General features: G+C 49.5%; 15 protein-coding genes. 1 reads left to right on the top strand and 14 read right to left on the bottom strand.

Translation table 11 applies throughout. The features are described from left to right. The first annotated feature begins 183 nt into the window (after positions 1 to 183). Positions 184 to 1,263: a ribonuclease H-like domain-containing protein gene (locus FN001_RS16620; RefSeq protein WP_142412583.1), complete on the top strand. Its 1,080-nt coding sequence runs from the start codon at positions 184 to 186 to the stop codon at positions 1,261 to 1,263. Between the two features lie 129 nt (positions 1,264 to 1,392). On the opposite strand, the gene FN001_RS16615 is transcribed toward FN001_RS16620, so the two are convergent. From FN001_RS16615 to smpB, 14 genes are all read right to left on the bottom strand, one after another. Continuing rightward, positions 1,393 to 1,974 carry a DUF5662 family protein gene (locus FN001_RS16615; protein WP_142412582.1) on the bottom strand — a complete coding sequence of 194 codons (582 nt, stop codon included), beginning with the start codon at positions 1,972 to 1,974 and terminating at the stop codon, positions 1,393 to 1,395. A gap of 98 nt (positions 1,975 to 2,072) precedes the next feature. Then, entirely contained in the window at positions 2,073 to 2,957 is an 885-nt protein-coding gene (gene hslO, locus FN001_RS16610; protein ID WP_142412581.1) for an Hsp33 family molecular chaperone HslO, read from the bottom strand. A gap of 3 nt (positions 2,958 to 2,960) precedes the next feature. Then, the gene (locus FN001_RS16605) at positions 2,961 to 3,722 is read right to left on the bottom strand and encodes a class I SAM-dependent DNA methyltransferase (RefSeq protein WP_021904247.1); all 762 of its coding nucleotides are present in this window, start codon (positions 3,720 to 3,722) and stop codon (positions 2,961 to 2,963) included. Between the two features lie 127 nt (positions 3,723 to 3,849). Next, complete coding sequence (locus FN001_RS16600; RefSeq protein ID WP_021904246.1) at positions 3,850 to 4,365, bottom strand: SEC-C metal-binding domain-containing protein; 516 nt, start codon at positions 4,363 to 4,365, stop codon at positions 3,850 to 3,852. Between the two features lie 140 nt (positions 4,366 to 4,505). After that, positions 4,506 to 5,672 (bottom strand): amidohydrolase, encoded by a 1,167-nt coding sequence (locus FN001_RS16595; protein ID WP_142412580.1) that lies wholly within the window; start codon positions 5,670 to 5,672, stop codon positions 4,506 to 4,508. Further along, the gene (locus FN001_RS16590; RefSeq protein WP_142412579.1) at positions 5,669 to 6,862 is read right to left on the bottom strand and encodes a M20 metallopeptidase family protein; all 1,194 of its coding nucleotides are present in this window, start codon (positions 6,860 to 6,862) and stop codon (positions 5,669 to 5,671) included. Before FN001_RS16590 ends, FN001_RS16595 begins: the two co-directional genes overlap by 4 nt. A gap of 112 nt (positions 6,863 to 6,974) precedes the next feature. Beyond that, positions 6,975 to 8,525, bottom strand: coding sequence for an AbgT family transporter (locus tag FN001_RS16585; RefSeq protein ID WP_142412578.1), 1,551 nt, complete (start codon positions 8,523 to 8,525; stop codon positions 6,975 to 6,977). 391 nt (positions 8,526 to 8,916) lie between these two features. Then, positions 8,917 to 10,212, bottom strand: coding sequence for a CapA family protein (locus FN001_RS16580; RefSeq protein WP_142412577.1), 1,296 nt, complete (start codon positions 10,210 to 10,212; stop codon positions 8,917 to 8,919). A gap of 441 nt (positions 10,213 to 10,653) precedes the next feature. Beyond that, positions 10,654 to 11,943, bottom strand: coding sequence for an IS110 family RNA-guided transposase (locus FN001_RS16575; protein WP_142412576.1), 1,290 nt, complete (start codon positions 11,941 to 11,943; stop codon positions 10,654 to 10,656). 522 nt (positions 11,944 to 12,465) lie between these two features. Continuing rightward, on the bottom strand, positions 12,466 to 14,118 hold the full coding sequence (locus tag FN001_RS16570) for an ABC transporter ATP-binding protein (RefSeq protein WP_142412575.1): 1,653 nt from the start codon (positions 14,116 to 14,118) through the stop codon (positions 12,466 to 12,468). 1 nt (position 14,119) lies between these two features. Then, the gene (locus tag FN001_RS16565) at positions 14,120 to 15,916 is read right to left on the bottom strand and encodes an ABC transporter permease (protein ID WP_243021210.1); all 1,797 of its coding nucleotides are present in this window, start codon (positions 15,914 to 15,916) and stop codon (positions 14,120 to 14,122) included. A gap of 112 nt (positions 15,917 to 16,028) precedes the next feature. Beyond that, complete coding sequence (locus FN001_RS16560) at positions 16,029 to 17,453, bottom strand: hypothetical protein (protein ID WP_142412574.1); 1,425 nt, start codon at positions 17,451 to 17,453, stop codon at positions 16,029 to 16,031. 518 nt (positions 17,454 to 17,971) lie between these two features. Further along, positions 17,972 to 18,109, bottom strand: a complete 138-nt coding sequence (locus FN001_RS16555; RefSeq protein ID WP_118606514.1) for a 4Fe-4S dicluster domain-containing protein — start codon at positions 18,107 to 18,109, stop codon at positions 17,972 to 17,974. 162 nt (positions 18,110 to 18,271) lie between these two features. Continuing rightward, positions 18,272 to 18,742: an SsrA-binding protein SmpB gene (gene smpB, locus FN001_RS16550; RefSeq protein ID WP_118297114.1), complete on the bottom strand. Its 471-nt coding sequence runs from the start codon at positions 18,740 to 18,742 to the stop codon at positions 18,272 to 18,274. Position 18,743: the final 1 nt, after the last annotated feature.

The following is an 18,743-nucleotide window of genomic DNA, read 5'->3' as shown; positions in this document are numbered from 1 at the left end:
ACCTCCTTAATCATAATGCATGTCGTAATCATACCATAGCCGCCATTTAAGTGCAAGCAAAACCGCCGGCGGAATCGAACATATTTTCGATTTTATTTTATCGATGCTTCATTGACTTTCCAAAAGCCCACAGGTATAATCAGAAAACGCAGACACCGAACATAAACACTACAGGAAAAACGTATGATCACAATAGAAAAAACATTTCCCGGCACCATCGCCTACCCGTTAGAGCGCCTCGGCGACCCGGAAAAACTCGTCTTTTTTGACATCGAGACCACGGGATTCTCCGCTGACTACAACACGGTGTATCTCATCGGCTGTATCTGGCCGGAAGGAGATCAGCTCCGCTTTATCCAGTGGTTTGCCGACACAAAAACTGCCGAGGCCGATGTCCTCAATGCATTTTTTGAATTTTTAAAGAATTTCCGCACGCTCGTCCATTTCAACGGGGACATGTTCGATATCCCCTTTGTCACAAAGCGCGCCGGCACATTAAAGCTCACTCCCACGTTTGACTGCGTGGAAAGCATCGATATCTTCCGCCGGATCAAACCATTCAAAAAACTCCTCGGTCTGCCTGACATGAAGCAAAAGACCATCGAGCGGTTTTTAAAGATCAGCCGCGAGGATCTCTATAACGGCGGCGAGCTGATCGAAGTCTATCTGAACTATCTGAAGACCCAGGATGAGGAAGAAAAGCGCCTTCTTCTCCTCCACAACGAGGATGACTTAAAAGGAATGCCGTCACTTCTCCCAGTCCTCTTCTATCCGGACTTTTTCGCTCAGGATTTCACACTGAGCTCTGTGAGGGAAGCTTCCGGTGAGACGGACCGGCTTCTCCTCTCCCTGGCCGGCGATTCGGAAACGATCCTTCCGGCCCCGGTGAGTGCCTCTGTCCCCGCCTACGCTTTCCGGGCAGACAAAGACCGGATGGAGCTTTCCATCCGGGTCTACAAGGGCACATTGAAATATTACTATCCGAACTATAAAGACTACTACTATCTGATCTACGAGGACACTGCGATCCATAAGAGCGTCGGCGAGTTTGTCGACAAGGACGCCCGGATCAAGGCAACGAAGGAGACCTGCTATACGAAAAAAGACAGCGTCTTTCTCCCTCAGCCCGCGGATATCTGGGAACCGGAATTTAAAACTTCCTGCAAAGATAAAACAGGATTTTTTGAAGTCCGGGAAGACTGTTTTTCCGATGCCGAAAAACTGAATCACTACATCCATGAAATCTTTTCATTTCTGAAATGACCGCACATGAACACAGATCCCGCCCACGATCGTCATTTTCCGGAAACCGGCATGACAATGATGACAGCAGCCGCCTGTGAGATCCTTCTCTCTTCCCGCTGCTGTCGTTTTGCCTGCACATCTGTTTCTCTAATAACCCCCGTCTCTCAGAAGTTTTCTGATATATGCGAACGTTTTTCTCTCGCCCTTTTCCTTTAACATCAGAAGGATCTTATCGAGACATGCCTTCGTCTCCGGATGCATGACGATAAATTCCTTGTTTCTGGAGAAATAGGTATACGGCGCCGCGTCCGTGTAATTCTTTCCCTGATAGATCTTAGATGCGGCGATCCGGTCCATGACCATCTCTGCCAGATAATTCACCGGCATCTTCACTCCGACGATCTTCCAGTTGTTTTCCGCTGTGGACACGTCAGTCCAGTACTCAAAATGATGCTTGTTTCTTCCTTTGTGATGAAGCCATGCGGAGGAATATCCTTTCTCTTCCTTCTCCGCAGCATTCGGGCTTCTCGTTCCCTGATAATACTTTACTCCTGTCCGAAATTCCTCCCAGGAATATTTTGACAGGTCATGGAGCAGTCCCTGTTTAAACAGCCCCACCTTAAAACATCCTTCCATGACAACCAGCTTGTGGTGCGTGATCGTCAGAAAATGATGCCATGCATTGCAAAGCAGCCGTTTTTCCTCATCATTTAACTTAACAGAACTCATATTTTTATTTCCTTATCTTCCGGACCGCTCCATCTTCTGGTGTGCGATCCGACAAAGATCCATATTTTTGCAGAGGTCTGCCCGCGGCGGATCCTCAGTTACTCTCTTGTCGCCTTTTTTAACATCTCACCCAGTTCATCCACAGAGAATTTATAATGTTTGTTGCAGAACTGGCAGTTGACCTCGATTTCTTTTCCCTCATCGATCATATCCTGGATCTCTTTTCTTCCGATGCTGATGATCGCCTTCTCCACTCTGGAGCGCTCACAGTCGCAGTGGAACTGCACCGGCATCTTCTTTAAGATCTCAAGTCCGAACTCCCCGAGAATATCTGTCAGGATCTCCTCCGGAGTCTTTCCTGCATCGAGAAGGGATGTGATGGAGGAAATTTCGGAAAGTTTTGCCTCAAGGCGGTCGATGATCTCATCGGATGCGCCCGGAAGAAGCTGGATGATAAAGCCGCCGGCCTGACGGACGGTATTGTCTTTGTTCATCAGGACTCCGAGAGCGACGGAGGACGGAACCTGCTCGGATGTTGCAAAATAGTAAGTCAGATCTTCCGCGATCTCACCCGTGATGAGCTGTGTCTGTCCCACATACGGCTCTTTTAAACCGATATCCTTGATCACACTCAGGACGCCGAGTCCCAGGGAACCGCCGACATCAAGCTTTCCCTGCGCATTCGGCGGCAGCATGACATCCGGATTGAACGCGTATCCCTTTACATCGCCCTTTCCGTCAGCAGTCACTAAAAGTCCTCCGATCGGGCCGTCTCCCTCGATCCGAAGTGTCAGGAGTTCTCCTTCCCCCTTTAAGTCGGATCCCATCATGGCAGCCGCCGTCATGAGACGTCCCAGGGCAGCCGTCGCGATCGGGCTTGTATTGTGGGCATTCTTCGCGGTTTCCACCATCTCTTTTGTCGTTGCGGCAAAGGCGCGGATCTGTCCGTCCGCAGCCGTCGCACGGATCATATAATCATTCATGCTCTATTTCCTTTCTTTTCCATGTTCTCTCGCGATCACATAAACACGCTCGCTGTCTTTTCGCGGCGGATTTTTCGTAAACGCGTCGTAAACGGCAACAAATTCCATGCCTGCCTCACTGATCGCGCGTTTCACTTCCTCCAGGGAATACGCCCGCTGGTAGTGTGTTTCATGATATTTCCGGAAAAGATCTCCCTCTTCCCGGACGAAGATCGACAGGTCGTAGATATTGATCTTTTCCTCTTCTTCATACTGGTTGTCCCAGATAAAGCTGGAATCGTCCCGGTCCTCGGCGATCGTACTGTCACCCATGATCTCCCGGTATTTGTACTCGGTATTCAGATCAAAGATAAAGACTCCGCCCGGATCGAGATAGTTGTTGACCAGGCGGAACACCTCCGTCAGATCCTCCGGCTCCAGAATATAATTCATACAGTCGCAGATGGAGACGACCGCCGCCACCGTGCCGTAAAGCTCAAATTCCCTCATATCCTGACAGAGATAAAGGATATCGTTTCCGGATTTTTCCTTCTTTTCCAGGGCAAGTTCCAGCATTTCTTCGGAATTATCGACTCCGATCATATCGTAGCCGGACTTTGCCAGAAGCTCCGTGAGACTTCCAGTCCCGCAGCCGAGATCCAGGAGCAGTCCTTCTGAAACTCCCTGCTCTTTTAAAAGTCCTGTGAGATACTCACACCACTCTTCATATGGGATATTGTCCATGAACGTATCATAGACAGCGGCAAATCCTGTATATGCCTGCATTGTTTTTTCTCCTTATCAATCCGCGGTCACAACTGTATCACATAGAATTTTCTGTTCAGAAAATTTCTGCCCGTGTACAGTAATGAAAAAGCCACTACCCGCAATAGGTAATGGCTTACGTTTCATCTTATGCGTTGCGGCCGCAGCACTTTTTGTACTTCTTTCCGCTTCCGCACGGACACGGATCGTTCGGGTAGATCTTGTGGCCCTGGCGGCGTACGGTTCCGGAAGCTTTCTGCTTCTTGTAGAGCTCGGTTCTTGTCTCAGCAGAGAGGATCTCTGTCCACTGCGGAAGCTCATAGAGCCAGGAAGCCTTTGCCTCTACCATATTGTAGTAAAGCTTCTCCGGATCGATCTCGATCTTAACAACAGTATCTTCTGTCATTGTGTCGATCGGGTTCTCATATCCCTTTAAGCTCTCGTTGATTCCATCGAGGAAACCGGTCATAATGAGAACTTCTGTGCCATACTTCTCAGCAAGCTCTTTTACAGTTCCCTCAACAACCTCTGTCGGGTTGGAGAGGATCTTCTCGTAGATGCCTTTCTCGATCGTAAAATAGTTTGTCCAGAGTTCTTCTTTCTTTTTATCATCGAGACCGTCGCCGTAAGCGAGGTTTCTCCATGTCTCAAGTAATGTTGCCATATCAGTTCCATCCTTTTCGTATACTGTTTCTATTCTTTTCCGCACCGGCGAGCTCCAAAAGGGCAGACTGGTACAGGAAACGTCTAGAGCGTATTATAACATAGGATATTTTTTCTGTAAACAGGAAAATTGGCAAAAGGTTATTCCAAATAGTCTAATGCAAACTGCGCATAGATCCCTGTGCCGTGGAACAGAACATCCTCGTCCACATCGAACGCCGGATGATGATGCGGTGCTGTGACGCCTTTTTCCTCATTTCTGCAGCCGAGATAGCCGAACACGCCCGGGACATGTTCCGTGTAGACGCTGAAATCCTCGGCCCCTGTCATCTTCTTTAACGGGATGAGTGCTTCCTCGCCCATCTCCTCCGCTGCCGCGCGTCTCGCTGTCTTCACGAGCTCTTCATCATCATTGATCAGCGGGCTCGGTCCGAAATAGTAGTCAAACTCCGCTGTACATCCATATCCTTCGACCGTCGGCTCCACGACCTTTTTGATCAGCTCCGGCATTCCGTTCCGGAATTCCCGGTTGAAGGCTCTCACCGTTCCGACAAGCTCCGCCTCATCCGCAATGATGTTCTCCTTTGTTCCCCCGTGGAACATTCCAACGGAGACGACGAGTGCATTGAACGGGTCATTGATCCTGCTCGGGATCGTCTGGAGGACCTGGATCGCCGCAGCCGCCGCCAGGATCGCGTCTTTTCCGAGATTCGGGGCACTTCCGTGTGCTTTCTGACCATGGATCTTTATCGTAAAGCGGTCGCTGCACGCCATCCGCTCGCCGGATTCAAAGTTTACGGTTCCGGTCGGCATCGTCGCCCAGATATGCATTCCGAAGATCGCATCCACGCCTTCCAACGCCCCGCGTTTTACATATTCCTCCGATTTTCTTCCGATCTCCTCCGCCATCTGGAAGATCAGCTTCACGGTCCCGTGAATTTTATCACGGTTTGCACTTAAGATCTTCGCAGCTCCGAGCAGCATCGCCGTGTGGCAGTCATGACCGCAGGCATGCATCACGCCCGGATTTTTGCTGCAGTATGATTTCCCCGGATTTTCCTGGATCGGGAGCGCATCGATGTCCGCGCGCAGCATCACGGTCTTTCCCGGCATCATCCCCTCGATCGTTCCGACGCAGCCGGTGATCCCGTCGAATTCCTGTACCGGGATTCCCATCTTCTCAAGCTCCGATTTGATGAACTTTGTCGTCTCAACTTCCTGCGTGCTGAGTTCCGGATGTTCATGGAGATGGCGGCGGCACGCGATCACATATGCTTCCTGTTCTTTTGCAAGTTCCTGTACTCTCATCGCTCTTCTCCTCCCTTTTTCTCCAGATAATCTGCGGCAAACTGCGCGTAGAACGCAGCTCCCTTTTTCAGGATCTTCTCGTTGACTCTGAATTTTCCGTTGTGGAGCGGATAGATGTCCTTGTCGTTCTCATCATAGCAGCCTAAAAATGCGAACATGGAAGACGGGATATGATCCATCACATAGGAGAAGTCCTCACTTCCGCCTGCCTTCTTCGCCTCAGCCCATGCACCCGGTCCGTAGAGCTTTTCCGCAGCCTCCCTGGCGATCTTCGTAAGCTCCGGATCCCCGTTCACAACCGACGGCTCCAGATAGGAATATTCGAGCTCCGCCGTGCATCCTTCCGCAGCTGCGATATCCGTCACGATCCTTCTCATGGTCTCCTCGACCATCGCCCGTGTCTCCTTCACGTAACATCGGACAGTTCCTTCCATGACAGCGGTGTCCGTGATGATGTTGAACTGGGTTCCCGCGGAGACCTTTCCGACCGAAACGACCAGCGAATTCAACGGATCATTCACACGGCTCACAATGTGCTGGAGTCCGAGCAGGATCGAGCTCGCCGCGACGATCGCGTCCTTTCCGAGATGCGGCATGGAGCCGTGGGTCGAAATGCCGTGGACCGTAATTTTAAAGTTGTCACAGCTTGCCATCAGCTCTCCATCTTTGATAAGGACCTGTCCGGCAGGGCCTGTCGGCCACACATGCATTCCCATCGCCGCGTCGATCCCTTCCAGATATCCGTGATCCACATAGTAATGGCTTCCGATAAACGCCTCTTCCGCCGCCTGAAACAGGAGTTTTACAGTTCCCTTTAATTCCTTTTCCTGCTCCTTTAAGAGTCTCGCCGCCCCTAAAAGTATCGACGCGTGGCAGTCATGGCCACAGGCATGCATCACACCCGGAGTCCTGCTCGCAAAATCGACTCCGCTCTCCTCCATGATCGGGAGTGCATCGATGTCCGCACGGAGCAGGATCGTTGGTCCGTCTCCTTTTTCTCCTTTTATGGTCGCGATGCAGCCCGTATAATCCGGGAATGTCTGCACCGGGATCCCCATTTTTTCAAGTTCTGAGACGAGATATGCCGTTGTCTCTTTCTCCTCGAAAGAAAGCTCGGCATGTTCATGGAGGAAGTGGCGGTCTTTTATGATCGCACTCTCTGTTTCCTCTGCTCTTTTTGCAAAATTCATAAATGCTCCTTTCTTAGCAAGTAAAAAGAGCACTGCACGGCATAACTGCCATCTCATGCGGTGCTCTTTTTTACTATAGTTCTTTTATCTGCTCAAACATTTCCGTTTGTTTCTACAGATAGATCGCTCCTCCAGGTCCAAGCGGAAGGTTTAAGAGAACCCAGATCACAACCTGAAGGATCCATGCAATCGCGAATGTTACCGAGAACGGAAGCATGTTCGCGATGACAGTTCCGAGACCAACCTTCTCGTCATACTTGTGAGCAAAGCCCAGAATGACCGGAAGGTATGTAAATAACGGAGACAGCGGGTTTGTGATGGAATCGCCGATTCGATAAACGACCTGTGTGATCGCCGGATCGAAGCCCATTAACATCATCATCGGGATAAATACCGGTGCAAGGATCGCCCATTTTGCAGAAGCAGATCCAATAAAGATGTTGACGATACAGGACAGGAAGATCAGGCCAAGAAGCAGCGGGATTCCTGTAAATCCGATCGTGCTTAAAAGGTTTGCTCCCTTGATCGCAAGGACAGTTCCGAGTTTTGATACGGAGAAGAAGTTTGTAAAGATGGAGATGAAGAAGCACATGAATACGTAGTTTCCCATCTCGGCAAAGCCCTGGCTAATATCTGCCCAGACATCTTTGTCGCTCTTATACTTTCCGATCACAATACCGTAGACGATACCCGGGATCATGAGGAATAAGGTAACCGTAAAGACAATACCTTTTGAGAACGGGGATGCACCGCTTGTGATGGATCCGTTCTCATCAGCGAGGATCGCACGTCCGCCGAAGATCGGCAGGCACATGAAGACTATGACAGCCGCATAGATCAGAACGGAAAGACCTGCTGCTGCAATTCCCTTTTTCTGGATCGGTGTGATGTTGGAATTATCTTCATCAAAATCGTATTTGGCAAGTTCTTCTTTTGAAACCGGGAAACGGTGAAGAAGAACTTTCTCAACCAGGATCGTACCCACGATCGTAAGAAGTATGCAGGAGACGATCAGGAAATACCAGTTGATCGCGATGGACTGCTGATAGTTCGGATCGATCATCTGTGCTGCCTGCTCTGTGAATCCGTATGCAAGTGCATCGGAAAGACCGAGAAGAATGTTCGCACAGAAACCGGCTGCAACCGATGCGAATGCGGTGTACATTCCGAGAAGCGGATGACGTCCGATGGACATGTACAGGATCGCTGCAAGCGGCGGCAGTACGATAAAGCCTGCATCACCGGCAATATTTAAGTTGATTCCGAGGAACATGATGACCATGGTGACGATCCATCCTTTTGCCTTGCCAAGGAAATTGACCATGACGGCAACGAGGAAACCACTCTTCTCTGCAACGGAAGAACCGATGACAGCGACAAGCACCATGCCGAGCGGTGCAAAGCCGGAGAAGTTTGTGATGACATTCGTCCAGAGATAACGAATTCCATCGAGGGACAGGAGGTTAAACACCTCGATCGTTGATCCATCCGCCGGGTTTACCGCGGAGACACCGGCTGCACTGCAGATCGCTGAAATGATCGTGACAATGATCGCCAGTCCAAGGAACATCGTGATCGGGTCCGGAAGTTTGTTTCCGGCACGCTCAATCGCATCCAGAATACGATCAAGGAGGCTTTTCTTTGCGGAACTGTTCTCACTCATAGGTGACCCCTTCTTTCCACTGCCGTATTGATTAGGCAGCTCTTTATTTTTTTAATATATTATAGCGGTAAAGTTTTTCATTTGCAACCTTTTGTTGAATATTTATGAAAAAAATAAATTTCCTATGAATTTTTTCTAAAAGAATCCTCGATCCGTTCTTCTTTATCAGTCGGGCTGCAGATTCAGACAGTCCGTTCTCCATTGATCATCAAGCACCCCGCTGCTTATTGGAACGCACTGCAATCTGCAGTATTATTGATAAAAAATGCATGGGATTCCGACACATCTTCTGTCTGCAATCCCATGCGTTTTCCGAGTCTCTGCTGCGGTCTGTATTTTCAGCAGAGCATTTTCATGATTCTCCTGATCTTTCCCTCAAAAAAGCAACGTCCTATCTGGCAGTGATAACCCCGTTGTCATCGATTAAAGTTTCCGGGGAGATCTCCCTCATATACGCGAGAATCCGATCCTTCTCCGCTCCTTCCGCCTTCGTGACGCGGCAGTTTTCCTGCTTTGCCGGGATAAACTGCAGGGACTCCAGTCCCTCCGTTCCAAACACCGCCTCGACGAGGCAGGTGTCGAGACTCTTTGAGTTAAAGAGGTAATTTCCGAGGCTGTACACGACCGGAACTTCCCCCACATACCCGATCGGCTGCAGCACATGCGGGTGATCCCCGATGATGAGATCTACGCCTGCTGCCGCGATCTGCGCAGCCTGTTCCGTCTGCCAGTGGTCCAGCTTGTCAGTTCCTTCGGTCCCCCAGTGGATGTACACGATCACATAGTCACTGTCCGCTCTTGCCTCCCCGATCACTTCCAGGAGTTTTGTGATATCGAGACACCGGAACACGCCCGGGGATGTCTCCGTCGCCCCTTTCGTATCCGGCGGATTCAGCCGTTCGATCTGTGTCGCGGAGATGAACGTAAATTTCTTCCCGTTTGCGATAAAAGAAACCGGTCTGACCGCTTCCTCGAGGTTTCTCCCGGCTCCGACATACGGCATTCCGATGGACTCCAGCGTATCGAGCGTGTCCGTCAGGGACACCTCCCCGTAATCATACGCGTGGTTGTTCGCGAGCGACACAAGATCTGCGCCCATGTCAAACAGCCAGGACGCATACTTCGGATCCGCCCGGAAGGTAAACTTTTTTCCGGCCGTCGGCGTCCCGCGGTTCGTGTACGGGAACTCGTTGTTTACCATAAAAATATCTGCGTCCCGCATGATGGAGAGAAGATCCGCGGAGATCCCGCCTTCGATTCCCTGTCCGCGCTTTAAAAGCGATGCCATGATCGCATAGTGGGAGTCAAACAGGATATCACCCGCAAAGACGATCCGCGTCTTTCCGGGCTCTGCTGTCTCCTTCGCATAGGTCTTATTTGCCGCCATCACTTCCGGATCCTTTAAAAGATCCGCGTAAGGATCCGGCGTATCCGTCTCAGGTTCCGGCTCTGTTCCTGCTTCGCTCTCCGACCGTTCTGTCTCTTTTCCCATCTCCTCCTGCTGCAGGACCACGCGCGGTTTTTCCGCCTTTTCTTCAGAATGATCAGCTATCTCTTCCGTACTCCCGGCCTGACTTTCAATGGCTGCCGCCGTTCTCGCTGCCCCGGCTGCCTGACTTCCGCAGCCTGTAAGCAAGACACAAGTCAGAATTGCCGTCAGCCAGCCTGCTGCTGTTTCTTTTCTCATAATATACTCTCTATTCTTTTTAGTGTATATTCAACAAAAAGCCTTGTTTTTACTGACTTTGTTGAACGGTCAATAGATTCCATATATATTCAAAGTAGAGTTCTCTGGATATGAAGCGACTTCTCCGAGTCCATTTCTGGTGATTTTGGGTACAACAAAGAAAACGCCTTTGTTTTTCTCTATGAAGGTCCTCTTGTCTCCCAAATCCATCTACAGTAACTAACCTCTCATGTCTACCAGGATCTCCAGCCTCTGCCAGGTCCTAAATTCCTTCGTTCTGCTTATCCATAGTCGGGTGCTGCTTATGCTCCTACAACAGGGTCTCTGCCCTATAAAAAATGTCAACGCAGCTACTGGCTCTACTTTGTCTTATATATTTTTGCATTCCTGTTTCACAGCACCATTGATGGCGGACGCTTTCCTGTTCACAGTACTTCCGGCTTAAGCGGCTATTACGTCGCTTTCATGGTGGATATCCGACATCATCTTAATTCTGTCGTAATCCACTCCTTTTGTAAGCACCGCGTAAAATACACGGATCAGCTTACAGCTCACAGCGACCATTGCCTGTCTCCGTTTCAGCGGGTTCTGTACTCGGGTTACATAATAATCATAGATCTTCCGAAACTCTTCGTTTCTCGCAAGCAATGGGATCATCACCTGATATAGGATCTTTCTGAGTTTTCTTCGCCCGCGTTTGCTGATTCTTGACCTTCCCTTATGCTTTCCAGAGCTGTTTTCTACCAGCTCTAATCCTGCATACTTCTGGATCTGTTTCGGTGAACTGAAGCGTCTGATATCACCTACCTCAGCAATAAATCCTGCGATCGTTATACTTCCTACTCCTTTAATGGCGAGTAACTTCTCCACGTTCCGTACTTTCAGAATCACCTCTTCCAGCACTTTATTTATGGCTTCTAATTGGGAACTCCATAAACGATGTTCTTCAAGCAGCATATACAATTCACTCTTACTTCCGATCCCTCCGTCAAGACCAACACTGTTGTGGGCAGCTTCCACCAGGGTCTTTGCCCTATCTTCGGTAACTCCTCTGCCACGGATCTTCTTATCGTGCCAGATCTTCCGGATCCCATCGATTCCAAGCGCGATGATATCTTTTGGCAATGGTGCCCTCTCAAGCACCGCCAGGCCGCTTGTCGTATCAAACTTTGTATATAATCCCAGATACTCTGGAAAGTGTATTGCAAGCCATCTCTGGATCCTGTTTGCAGATATGTTGTGTTGCTTCATGATCCTGTCACGGCTGTATACCAAGTCTCTTATTTCGGCATAAATGCCTTCTGGCATGTATGGAATCGAATATCGTCCATCCACCACCAGTTTTGCGATCGTTTTCGGATCTTTTGAATCCGTTTTCTTCGGACTGTTGTCATCAAGTTCCTTGATCTTTTTTACGGAGAATGGGTTGACCATTACCAGTGTTTTCCGGTGGTCCTTTACATACTTCGCAAATGCGAACCAGTAATGACCGGTCGGCTCACAGCCGATCAGAACATCGGTCTTACCGTTCTCCTTCTTAAGCGTTTCCGCCCAAATATTGAAGGAATTAAATCCTTCGATGTCATTCTGAAAAGAAAAAACTCTCTTCGTGAGCTCACGGCTTCGATTATCAAATGCCCTGGCATAATGTGTCTGGCTTCCGATATCGACTCCGACAACCATTGTTGTATCTGTCACTTGCTCAATCTTCTCATTTTGTGTATAATTCATTTGGAACCTCCGGTGTTGATTGTTTTGTTTACATCCGCCAAGATGCAACTCAATCATACCTTGAGGTTCTTTTTTATTCAATTGGCGCTTTTAATGAATTACAGGAATGCTCCTACCGCAAGAAAACGCTCTTTCGGTTCCACCTTTCTTTTCTTTGGTTTCTTTCGATTTTTCTCCTTCGTTCCATCTTACCAGACTTTTCCCTCCCATGCAACGCTTTAATCCCCACAACCATCCCTGAACTGCCAGCCTGTTACAGTGCACGGGCACTCCATGCCCGCGCACTGTAACAGGATTTTGCCGATGCTTCGCATTCCAAATCGGCAAAATCCGCGGCCATAACGGTATCATACGGAATTTTCAGTTCAGAAAATTCCTACCCGTGAAAAGTAACGTCAACCTCTCACAACGGCGCTGTGCAACGCGACCGGCTGCATACGCAAAAAGGTGCGGCAGACCCACTCACAGATCTGCCGCACTCCTCTACTCATCATTCAATTTTATAAATCCAATACCAGCTTTTCACCCTTTCACGCTGAGACTTCCAGCCGCGATCGCCTTCCCGGACTTCCTGTCAAACAGCAGGATATCCGTACCTGCGATGTCCACACCTGTCTCCTCGCCGAGCTTAAAGGTAACGCCTCCGAAGATCACGCCTGTCAGGAGGTACTTTCCTATCTTTAACTTCACGGTCGACTCCATACCGGTCGGCATCGCTCCGTAGATCGTAGATGCGACAGAACCGTCTTTCGAAAGCTTTAATGCTTCCGGCCGGATCGCAAGGACAAAATCCTCGTTGGTGATCTCCGGCTCTTCCTCAACCGCATAGTCGGATTCATCGACCTTCGCGATATGATATTTAAATACCTCATCCTTATTGCTCTTCTCGACAGCCTTCTTATCCTTTAACATCTCCAGCCGCTGGGCTTCCAGGTCCGCCGCATCCCGATCACGCTTTCTGAACCAGGCATCCATATCGATCGGCCCATTCGGCCGGAAAGTCGCCTCGAGGTCATCCAGGATCGTAAAGCGGAAGCTTCCGTCCGCCTGTTCCTTTCCTTTCGCCTCCACAAAGTTGATCGACGGATTTCCGACGAAGTCCGCAACAAAGAGGTTCGCCGGTCTGTTGTATACATCAAGAGGTGCGTCATACTGCTGAAGGACCCCGTTGTTGATCAGACAGATCTTCGTCGCCAGCGTCATCGCCTCCATCTGGTCATGTGTGACATAGACAAAGGTGCTTCCCGTCTCCACATGGAGTCTCTGCAGCTCGTATCTCATCTCAAGACGGAGCTTCGCATCCAGGTTGGACAGCGGCTCATCCATGAAGAGCACGGACGGCTCCGGGGCAAGCGTTCTCGCGATCGCGACACGCTGCTGCTGGCCGCCGGAAAGCTCTGCCGGGTAGCGGTTCATGAACATCCCGATCTTTACGATCCGGGAGACTCTGCGGACGGATTTATCGATCTCCTCTTTTGTGAGTTTTCTCTCCTCGGTGAGGACTTTTCCGCCGGATACGATCGCATATTCGTCATTCAGGGACTGTCCTTTTGCTTCATAGGATTTTCTGATCCCGTCCAGTTTCTTTTTCAGCTCCTCCGCCTTCGCCTTCGCAGCCGCATCCGGATCCGCTGCATCCTGGATCCCGTATCCGTAGAGGATTTTTGCTGTATAGATCGAGAGGATGAACGCGTCGATAAACTTCAGATATACCTTATCCGTGTCGAGTTTTCCGCGCTTATCGCGGCACTCTTCCACGAGCTCTTTGATCTTCTTTCCGCTCTTTAAAGCCCGGATCAGTTCCCCGGTCGTCATGGCATCAAAATCATATTTCGGGAGTTCCTCCTTGATATTGCTGAGACCGAAGGAAATGTTCTGGTAGACGGTCATGTTCGGCCACAGTGCGTAGTTCTGGAACAGGAAACCGACTTTTCGCTTATTGGCAGGAATGTTGATCCCCGCCTCACTGTCAAAGACCACCTTGTCCCCGATCTTGATCTGACCGGTCGTCGGCGTTTCAAGTCCTGCGATCATACGGAGGATCGTCGTCTTTCCGCATCCGGAAGGTCCAAGCAGTGTGATGAAGGAGTTATCCGCGATATCCAGGTTCAGATGATCGACCCCGTAAAATTTCCCCCAGCGTTTTGTGATATTTCTCAATGTGATTTCCGGCATATTAGTTTCCTCCTATTCCATCGTCAAGGCTTGCACCTGTCAGCTTATTGACTAATGTATTGAAGATCAGGATCGTAACGATCAGGATCAGGTTGATCGCACTCGAGAACGCGTAAAGTCCCATCTCGTCGAAGTAATCGAGCGTTGTCGAGAGGATAAAGCCCTGCGTACATAAGAGCAGGAACAGGGACAGCTCACGGAGACATGTCATGAACGGGAGCATGTATCCGCTGATGATCGCTGACTTCTGGATCGGGATGATGATCCGGAACATTCGTTTCGTCCATGGGATATCCTGGATGATCGCCGCCTCCTCGATCTCATTGCTGATCTGCAGCATGGAGTTCAGCGCGCTCCGGCTCGCAAACGGGATGTACTTGATCGTACCTGCGATGATCAGCAGCGTATATGTATTAAAGAGGTTGATATGTTCATTCGAAAACAGGATGAAGAACGCTGCACCGACTGCGATGGACGGCATCAGGTACGGAAGAAATGCCACACCATTTACATAGCTCGCCCACCGGCTTCTGCGGTTCTTCGCGACCGCATATCCGATCAGGGTACCGATCGTTCCGGCAAGCAGGGCACAGCAGACAGCGACGAGCAAGGTTCCTGCAAATGCATGCCAGATCGTATTGTTGTAGAGGATGCCGTGCTGTCCGTACATACCGTTCTCGGTGATATTCTCCTTTGTGATCCACCACTTCGTCGTCAGGTTGCTCAGATCTCCTGTATAGAGGAAGCTGTAATCGCCCGGGTTCGGAAGGAAGGTCTCAAGTGCGAAGGAGAAGATCGGGAAGATACTTGTAAAGAATGTCAGGACGATCATCACGATACCGATCGCATATTTTCCGACTTTTCCAAGGTTCATCTTTGACAGCTGTCCCGATTTACCGGTGACTGTCGTATAATTTTTCCGGCTCTTTAAGCTCACCTGGTTCATCGTGAGGATCGCGACTCCGAAGATCATCATGATGATCGCCAGGATACTCGCCTCACCTGTGTACTTGGAGTTTAAGGAGATATACTTTGTGGAAAGCGTTGTAAGACCTAAGTAATGCGGTACCGGGTAGCTTCCCATCGAACTTCCGAATACAAGAAGGATCGTCGAGAGGATCGCCGGTTTTACCATCGGGAGCGTGATCCGGAACATCGTCTTGAGCTTCGGTGTATCAAGGATCGTCGCTGCCTCCTCAAGGTTCGCATCCATATTCCGGAAAATACCGCCGATCAGGATATAGGCGAACGGCGCATAATGGAGTCCTAAGACAACGGAACTCGGGAACAGCCCCTGACACCACCATTTCGGCATACAGATCCCCGCAAGAGATGCAAGAAGTCCGTTTGATGTTCCGACAACCGCGTTGCTGTTGAACACGTTCTGCCATACAACGGCGAGTGTCCACTGCGGCATGATGTACGGAAAAATGAAAATAGAGCTTAAATATTTTTTGAATTTCAGGTTTGTTCTTGTTACTAAAAATGCGAAGGTTCCGCCGTAAATGATGGAGATCGTGCAGGTAAATACTGCTAAGAGGATCGTATTCCACAGCGGCTTCCAGAGGTTTGTCTTCGCCAGACGGCTTGTAAAGAGGTCCACATAGTTGACCAGCGTGTAACCGGACGCTTTTCCCGCGAGGTGGGCGTCGATGGTTCCCGGATGGATCGTGATCGTATCCTTTACGATCGCAACGATCGGTGCAACAGTGGAGAAAGTCAGTACGATGCCGAACAGGAGAAGGATGATGTTCTGCGGTTTTGAAAAATATGTTTTTACCCGGTTATATCCATTCACAGAAATGTCCGCTCCTTTCCTAAAACATGGATGCCGTTTGTTACGGCAGATGCCATATGTAACACGAGGGCGCCGCACGCATGTACGGCACCCTCTCAAGTGTCAGTCAGATTTACTTAGCAGAGTCACTGTACTTCGTGAGAAGTTCGATCCAGCTTCCGACTGTGAAGGAAACGGATGCGCAGTAGTCCGGATCTTCCAGAACTAACTCGCCGTCAGTTGTCCACCAGTCATATCCACGGTCATCTTTACACGGATATACATCTTCGCCGGCCTCGTTGTAGCCGCCCTTGCTGTGATGATAAGTTTCCTCGATCGCTGCTGCAACTTCCGGGTTAGCGGAGTAGCCGCCCATATCTTTGCCCCATGCGGAGAAGCCGTCCTCTGTGCATGTCATGTACTGGATGAATGCGCATGCAGTCCACGGAAGCGGGCTGTTGTTTGTAACGAAAAGGTAATGGCAGTAACCAAAGCCACCGATTCCTTTATATCCGTCCTGGTAAGCAGCAACCTTAATGTTGTTTAAGGAAACGCCTGCGGACTCTTCAACGGAACGAAGTTTGGAGTAAACTAAAAGGCCAGCCTGATCCGTTGCGGAATCAGATACAAGTGTGTTGCAGATCGGACCATCATCTGTCTGCTCGTTGTAATTTTCAACCCAGAGCTTGATCCATGCAAGTGCGTATGCGCCGTTCTCGCCAAGTCCAAGATCCTCGGCATCTGCTGCCATCTCGTCGATGACCGGCTTGAAGTATGCTTTCTTTGTATCATCGAGAGCATCGTAAGCATCTTTTAACCATCCCGCATACTTATCTTCTGTCAGCATGTATAAGAAGTTCTTTCCGACGATCTCGGAATCGATATCCATGTATAACGGATGAACGCCTTCTGCCACGAAATCCCAGCAGTTATTGTACTCTGCGCTTCCGGTGCTGTTGTACATGAATACCTTGTTTAAGGTCTGCAACGGAAGGAATCCTTCATATGCATCCGGTGTGGTCCCGTTTGCCTCTGCCCATTCCTTCGGGATATAAGTCTTTAAGATTCCCGGCTCTACCATCTTCGTCTGGATCTGGTTGCCGTCCTGGATCAGGGTCATCGCGAAAGTTCCCTCGGTCTTTAAGGAATCTGCGGTCAGCTGCTCAAAGATCTTGTTGTTCTTCGGCTGCTGCCACTCATATTCCATATTGTAGGACGGGTCGATCGACTGCAGGTATTCGATGAATAACGGGAGTGCGCTCTTACCACGGCTGGAGTTTCCGACACCGTAGAAGGTCTTTCCGTTGGACTCCTCGATGGCTTTCTTTGCAAGCTCTTCCATCGACATTCCTTCGGCTTCCTTGATGATCTTTTCTACATCGGAAAGATCAGCATCGTCCGTTTTCGCTGCCTCCGTTGCCGCTTCACTTCCGGCTGCCGCTGTCTCACCGCCTGCCGCCGCTGTGGTTGCCGTTGTGGTTCCACCGCCGCCGCATCCTGCGAGGGACATCGCTGCCATGGAAACTGCAAGTGCCAATGACAAAGTACGTTTTCTCATAAAACTATTCCTCCTTCATCTGATTGGGTCATTTTGTTTTTCTCACGACTCATTTTGTACTTTTATTATAGCGGTGCGCAGAAAAATTTAACAGTGGACAAAACTGCGATAGTTTGTGAAATCCTGTGATTTTGTATAATTATGTTTCGTATTTCTGCTTTTTTTGTGCAGTTTCGACATATGTTTTAGATTGTCAGAATTGGTAGTACCGGCATGTTGCTGTAAAGTCATGTTCTTCGATATGAAAAGAATGTGCCTTGTCACATTCGGGCGTCTCGCGCAAGCGCGGACTTTGGCTCGTTGTTCGCGTAAACAAGTGAAAACACGTTTCGCGAGTTTCCCCTTGTTATCGCGACAGTCGCCAAGATCTCGCGCAAGCGCGGACTTTGGCTCGTTGTTCGCGTAAATTAAAAAAGAGAACCTTGCCCCGGCAGGCTCAGTTCTCTTTTCATCATTTTTATTTTCTGTCATTTCAGATTCCGGATCCTCTGCCACTTTTCCATTGCAGAGCTTTCCGCCTATTTTCCAAAATACGCCGCGATCTCCTTCATTCTTCCCGTCTGTACGACATGGAACGGACAGCGCTTATCGCAGTGACCGCAGGAGATACAGTCGGAAGCATGTTTTTCCAGTGTCGCGTAGTGGTCCGCCGCCATCGTATCCCCGGAAATTCTTTTAACTGCCAGTCGATCTGCTTTTTCACCTTCTCGAGATTTGTTGTCCAGCCGTATTCCTCGGTCTCGTAGTTTGCTCCAAAATGCACCTGATAGATCATCTCTTTCCGGACTGAGGTCTCTTTACAACAATTTTCTCCGCTATTAATACAGGTTTTTCACCTTAAACTCTTTCTCAAGCTCTCTTCTCTGGTCCTTTTTCGCGATATCCGCACGTTTGTCGTACAATTTCTTACCTCTCGCCAGGCCGATCTCAACCTTTACGAGACTTCCCTTAAAGTACACCTGAAGCGGGACCAGCGTGTATCCTTTTTCCTGGATCTTTCCCTTCAGCTTGTTGATCTCATAGCGGTGCATCAGGAGTTTCCGCTCGCGGAGCGGATCTTTATTAAAGATATTTCCCTTTTCGTACGGGCTGATGTGCATGCCGTAGATCATGACCTCATCGTTCGTGATCCGCACAAAAGATTCCTTGATGCTGCATTTTCCCATCCTGAGAGATTTTACCTCGGTTCCCGCAAGCGCGATACCGCACTCAAATTTGTCATCGATGAAGAAATCAAAATATGCCTTTTTATTGTTTGCGATCAGCTTAAATCCGCTGCTCTTTGCCATA

Origin of the sequence: Clostridium sp. Marseille-P7770, assembly GCF_902143525.1 — a bacterium.
Lineage (GTDB): Bacteria > Bacillota > Clostridia > Lachnospirales > Lachnospiraceae > Pilosibacter.
This window is presented reverse-complemented; position numbering and strand designations above follow the sequence as displayed.

Excerpts from the sequence above, each read along its gene's own strand:
- FN001_RS16575 (WP_142412576.1), bottom strand. The coding sequence starts at position 11,943 with ATGAATTATACACAAAATGAGAAGATTGAGCAAGTGACAGATACAACA.
- hslO (WP_142412581.1), bottom strand. The coding sequence starts at position 2,957 with ATGAATGATTATATGATCCGTGCGACGGCTGCGGACGGACAGATCCGC.
- FN001_RS16555 (WP_118606514.1), bottom strand. The coding sequence starts at position 18,109 with ATGGCGGCGGACCACTACGCGACACTGGAAAAACATGCTTCCGACTGT.
- FN001_RS16580 (WP_142412577.1), bottom strand. The coding sequence starts at position 10,212 with ATGAGAAAAGAAACAGCAGCAGGCTGGCTGACGGCAATTCTGACTTGT.
- FN001_RS16590 (WP_142412579.1), bottom strand. The coding sequence starts at position 6,862 with ATGAATTTTGCAAAAAGAGCAGAGGAAACAGAGAGTGCGATCATAAAA.
- FN001_RS16605 (WP_021904247.1), bottom strand. The coding sequence starts at position 3,722 with ATGCAGGCATATACAGGATTTGCCGCTGTCTATGATACGTTCATGGAC.
- FN001_RS16600 (WP_021904246.1), bottom strand. The coding sequence starts at position 4,365 with ATGGCAACATTACTTGAGACATGGAGAAACCTCGCTTACGGCGACGGT.
- FN001_RS16620 (WP_142412583.1), top strand. The coding sequence starts at position 184 with ATGATCACAATAGAAAAAACATTTCCCGGCACCATCGCCTACCCGTTA.
- FN001_RS16560 (WP_142412574.1), bottom strand. The coding sequence starts at position 17,453 with ATGAGAAAACGTACTTTGTCATTGGCACTTGCAGTTTCCATGGCAGCG.
- FN001_RS16585 (WP_142412578.1), bottom strand. The coding sequence starts at position 8,525 with ATGAGTGAGAACAGTTCCGCAAAGAAAAGCCTCCTTGATCGTATTCTG.
- smpB (WP_118297114.1), bottom strand. The coding sequence starts at position 18,742 with ATGGCAAAGAGCAGCGGATTTAAGCTGATCGCAAACAATAAAAAGGCA.
- FN001_RS16595 (WP_142412580.1), bottom strand. The coding sequence starts at position 5,672 with ATGAGAGTACAGGAACTTGCAAAAGAACAGGAAGCATATGTGATCGCG.
- FN001_RS16615 (WP_142412582.1), bottom strand. The coding sequence starts at position 1,974 with ATGAGTTCTGTTAAGTTAAATGATGAGGAAAAACGGCTGCTTTGCAAT.
- FN001_RS16570 (WP_142412575.1), bottom strand. The coding sequence starts at position 14,118 with ATGCCGGAAATCACATTGAGAAATATCACAAAACGCTGGGGGAAATTT.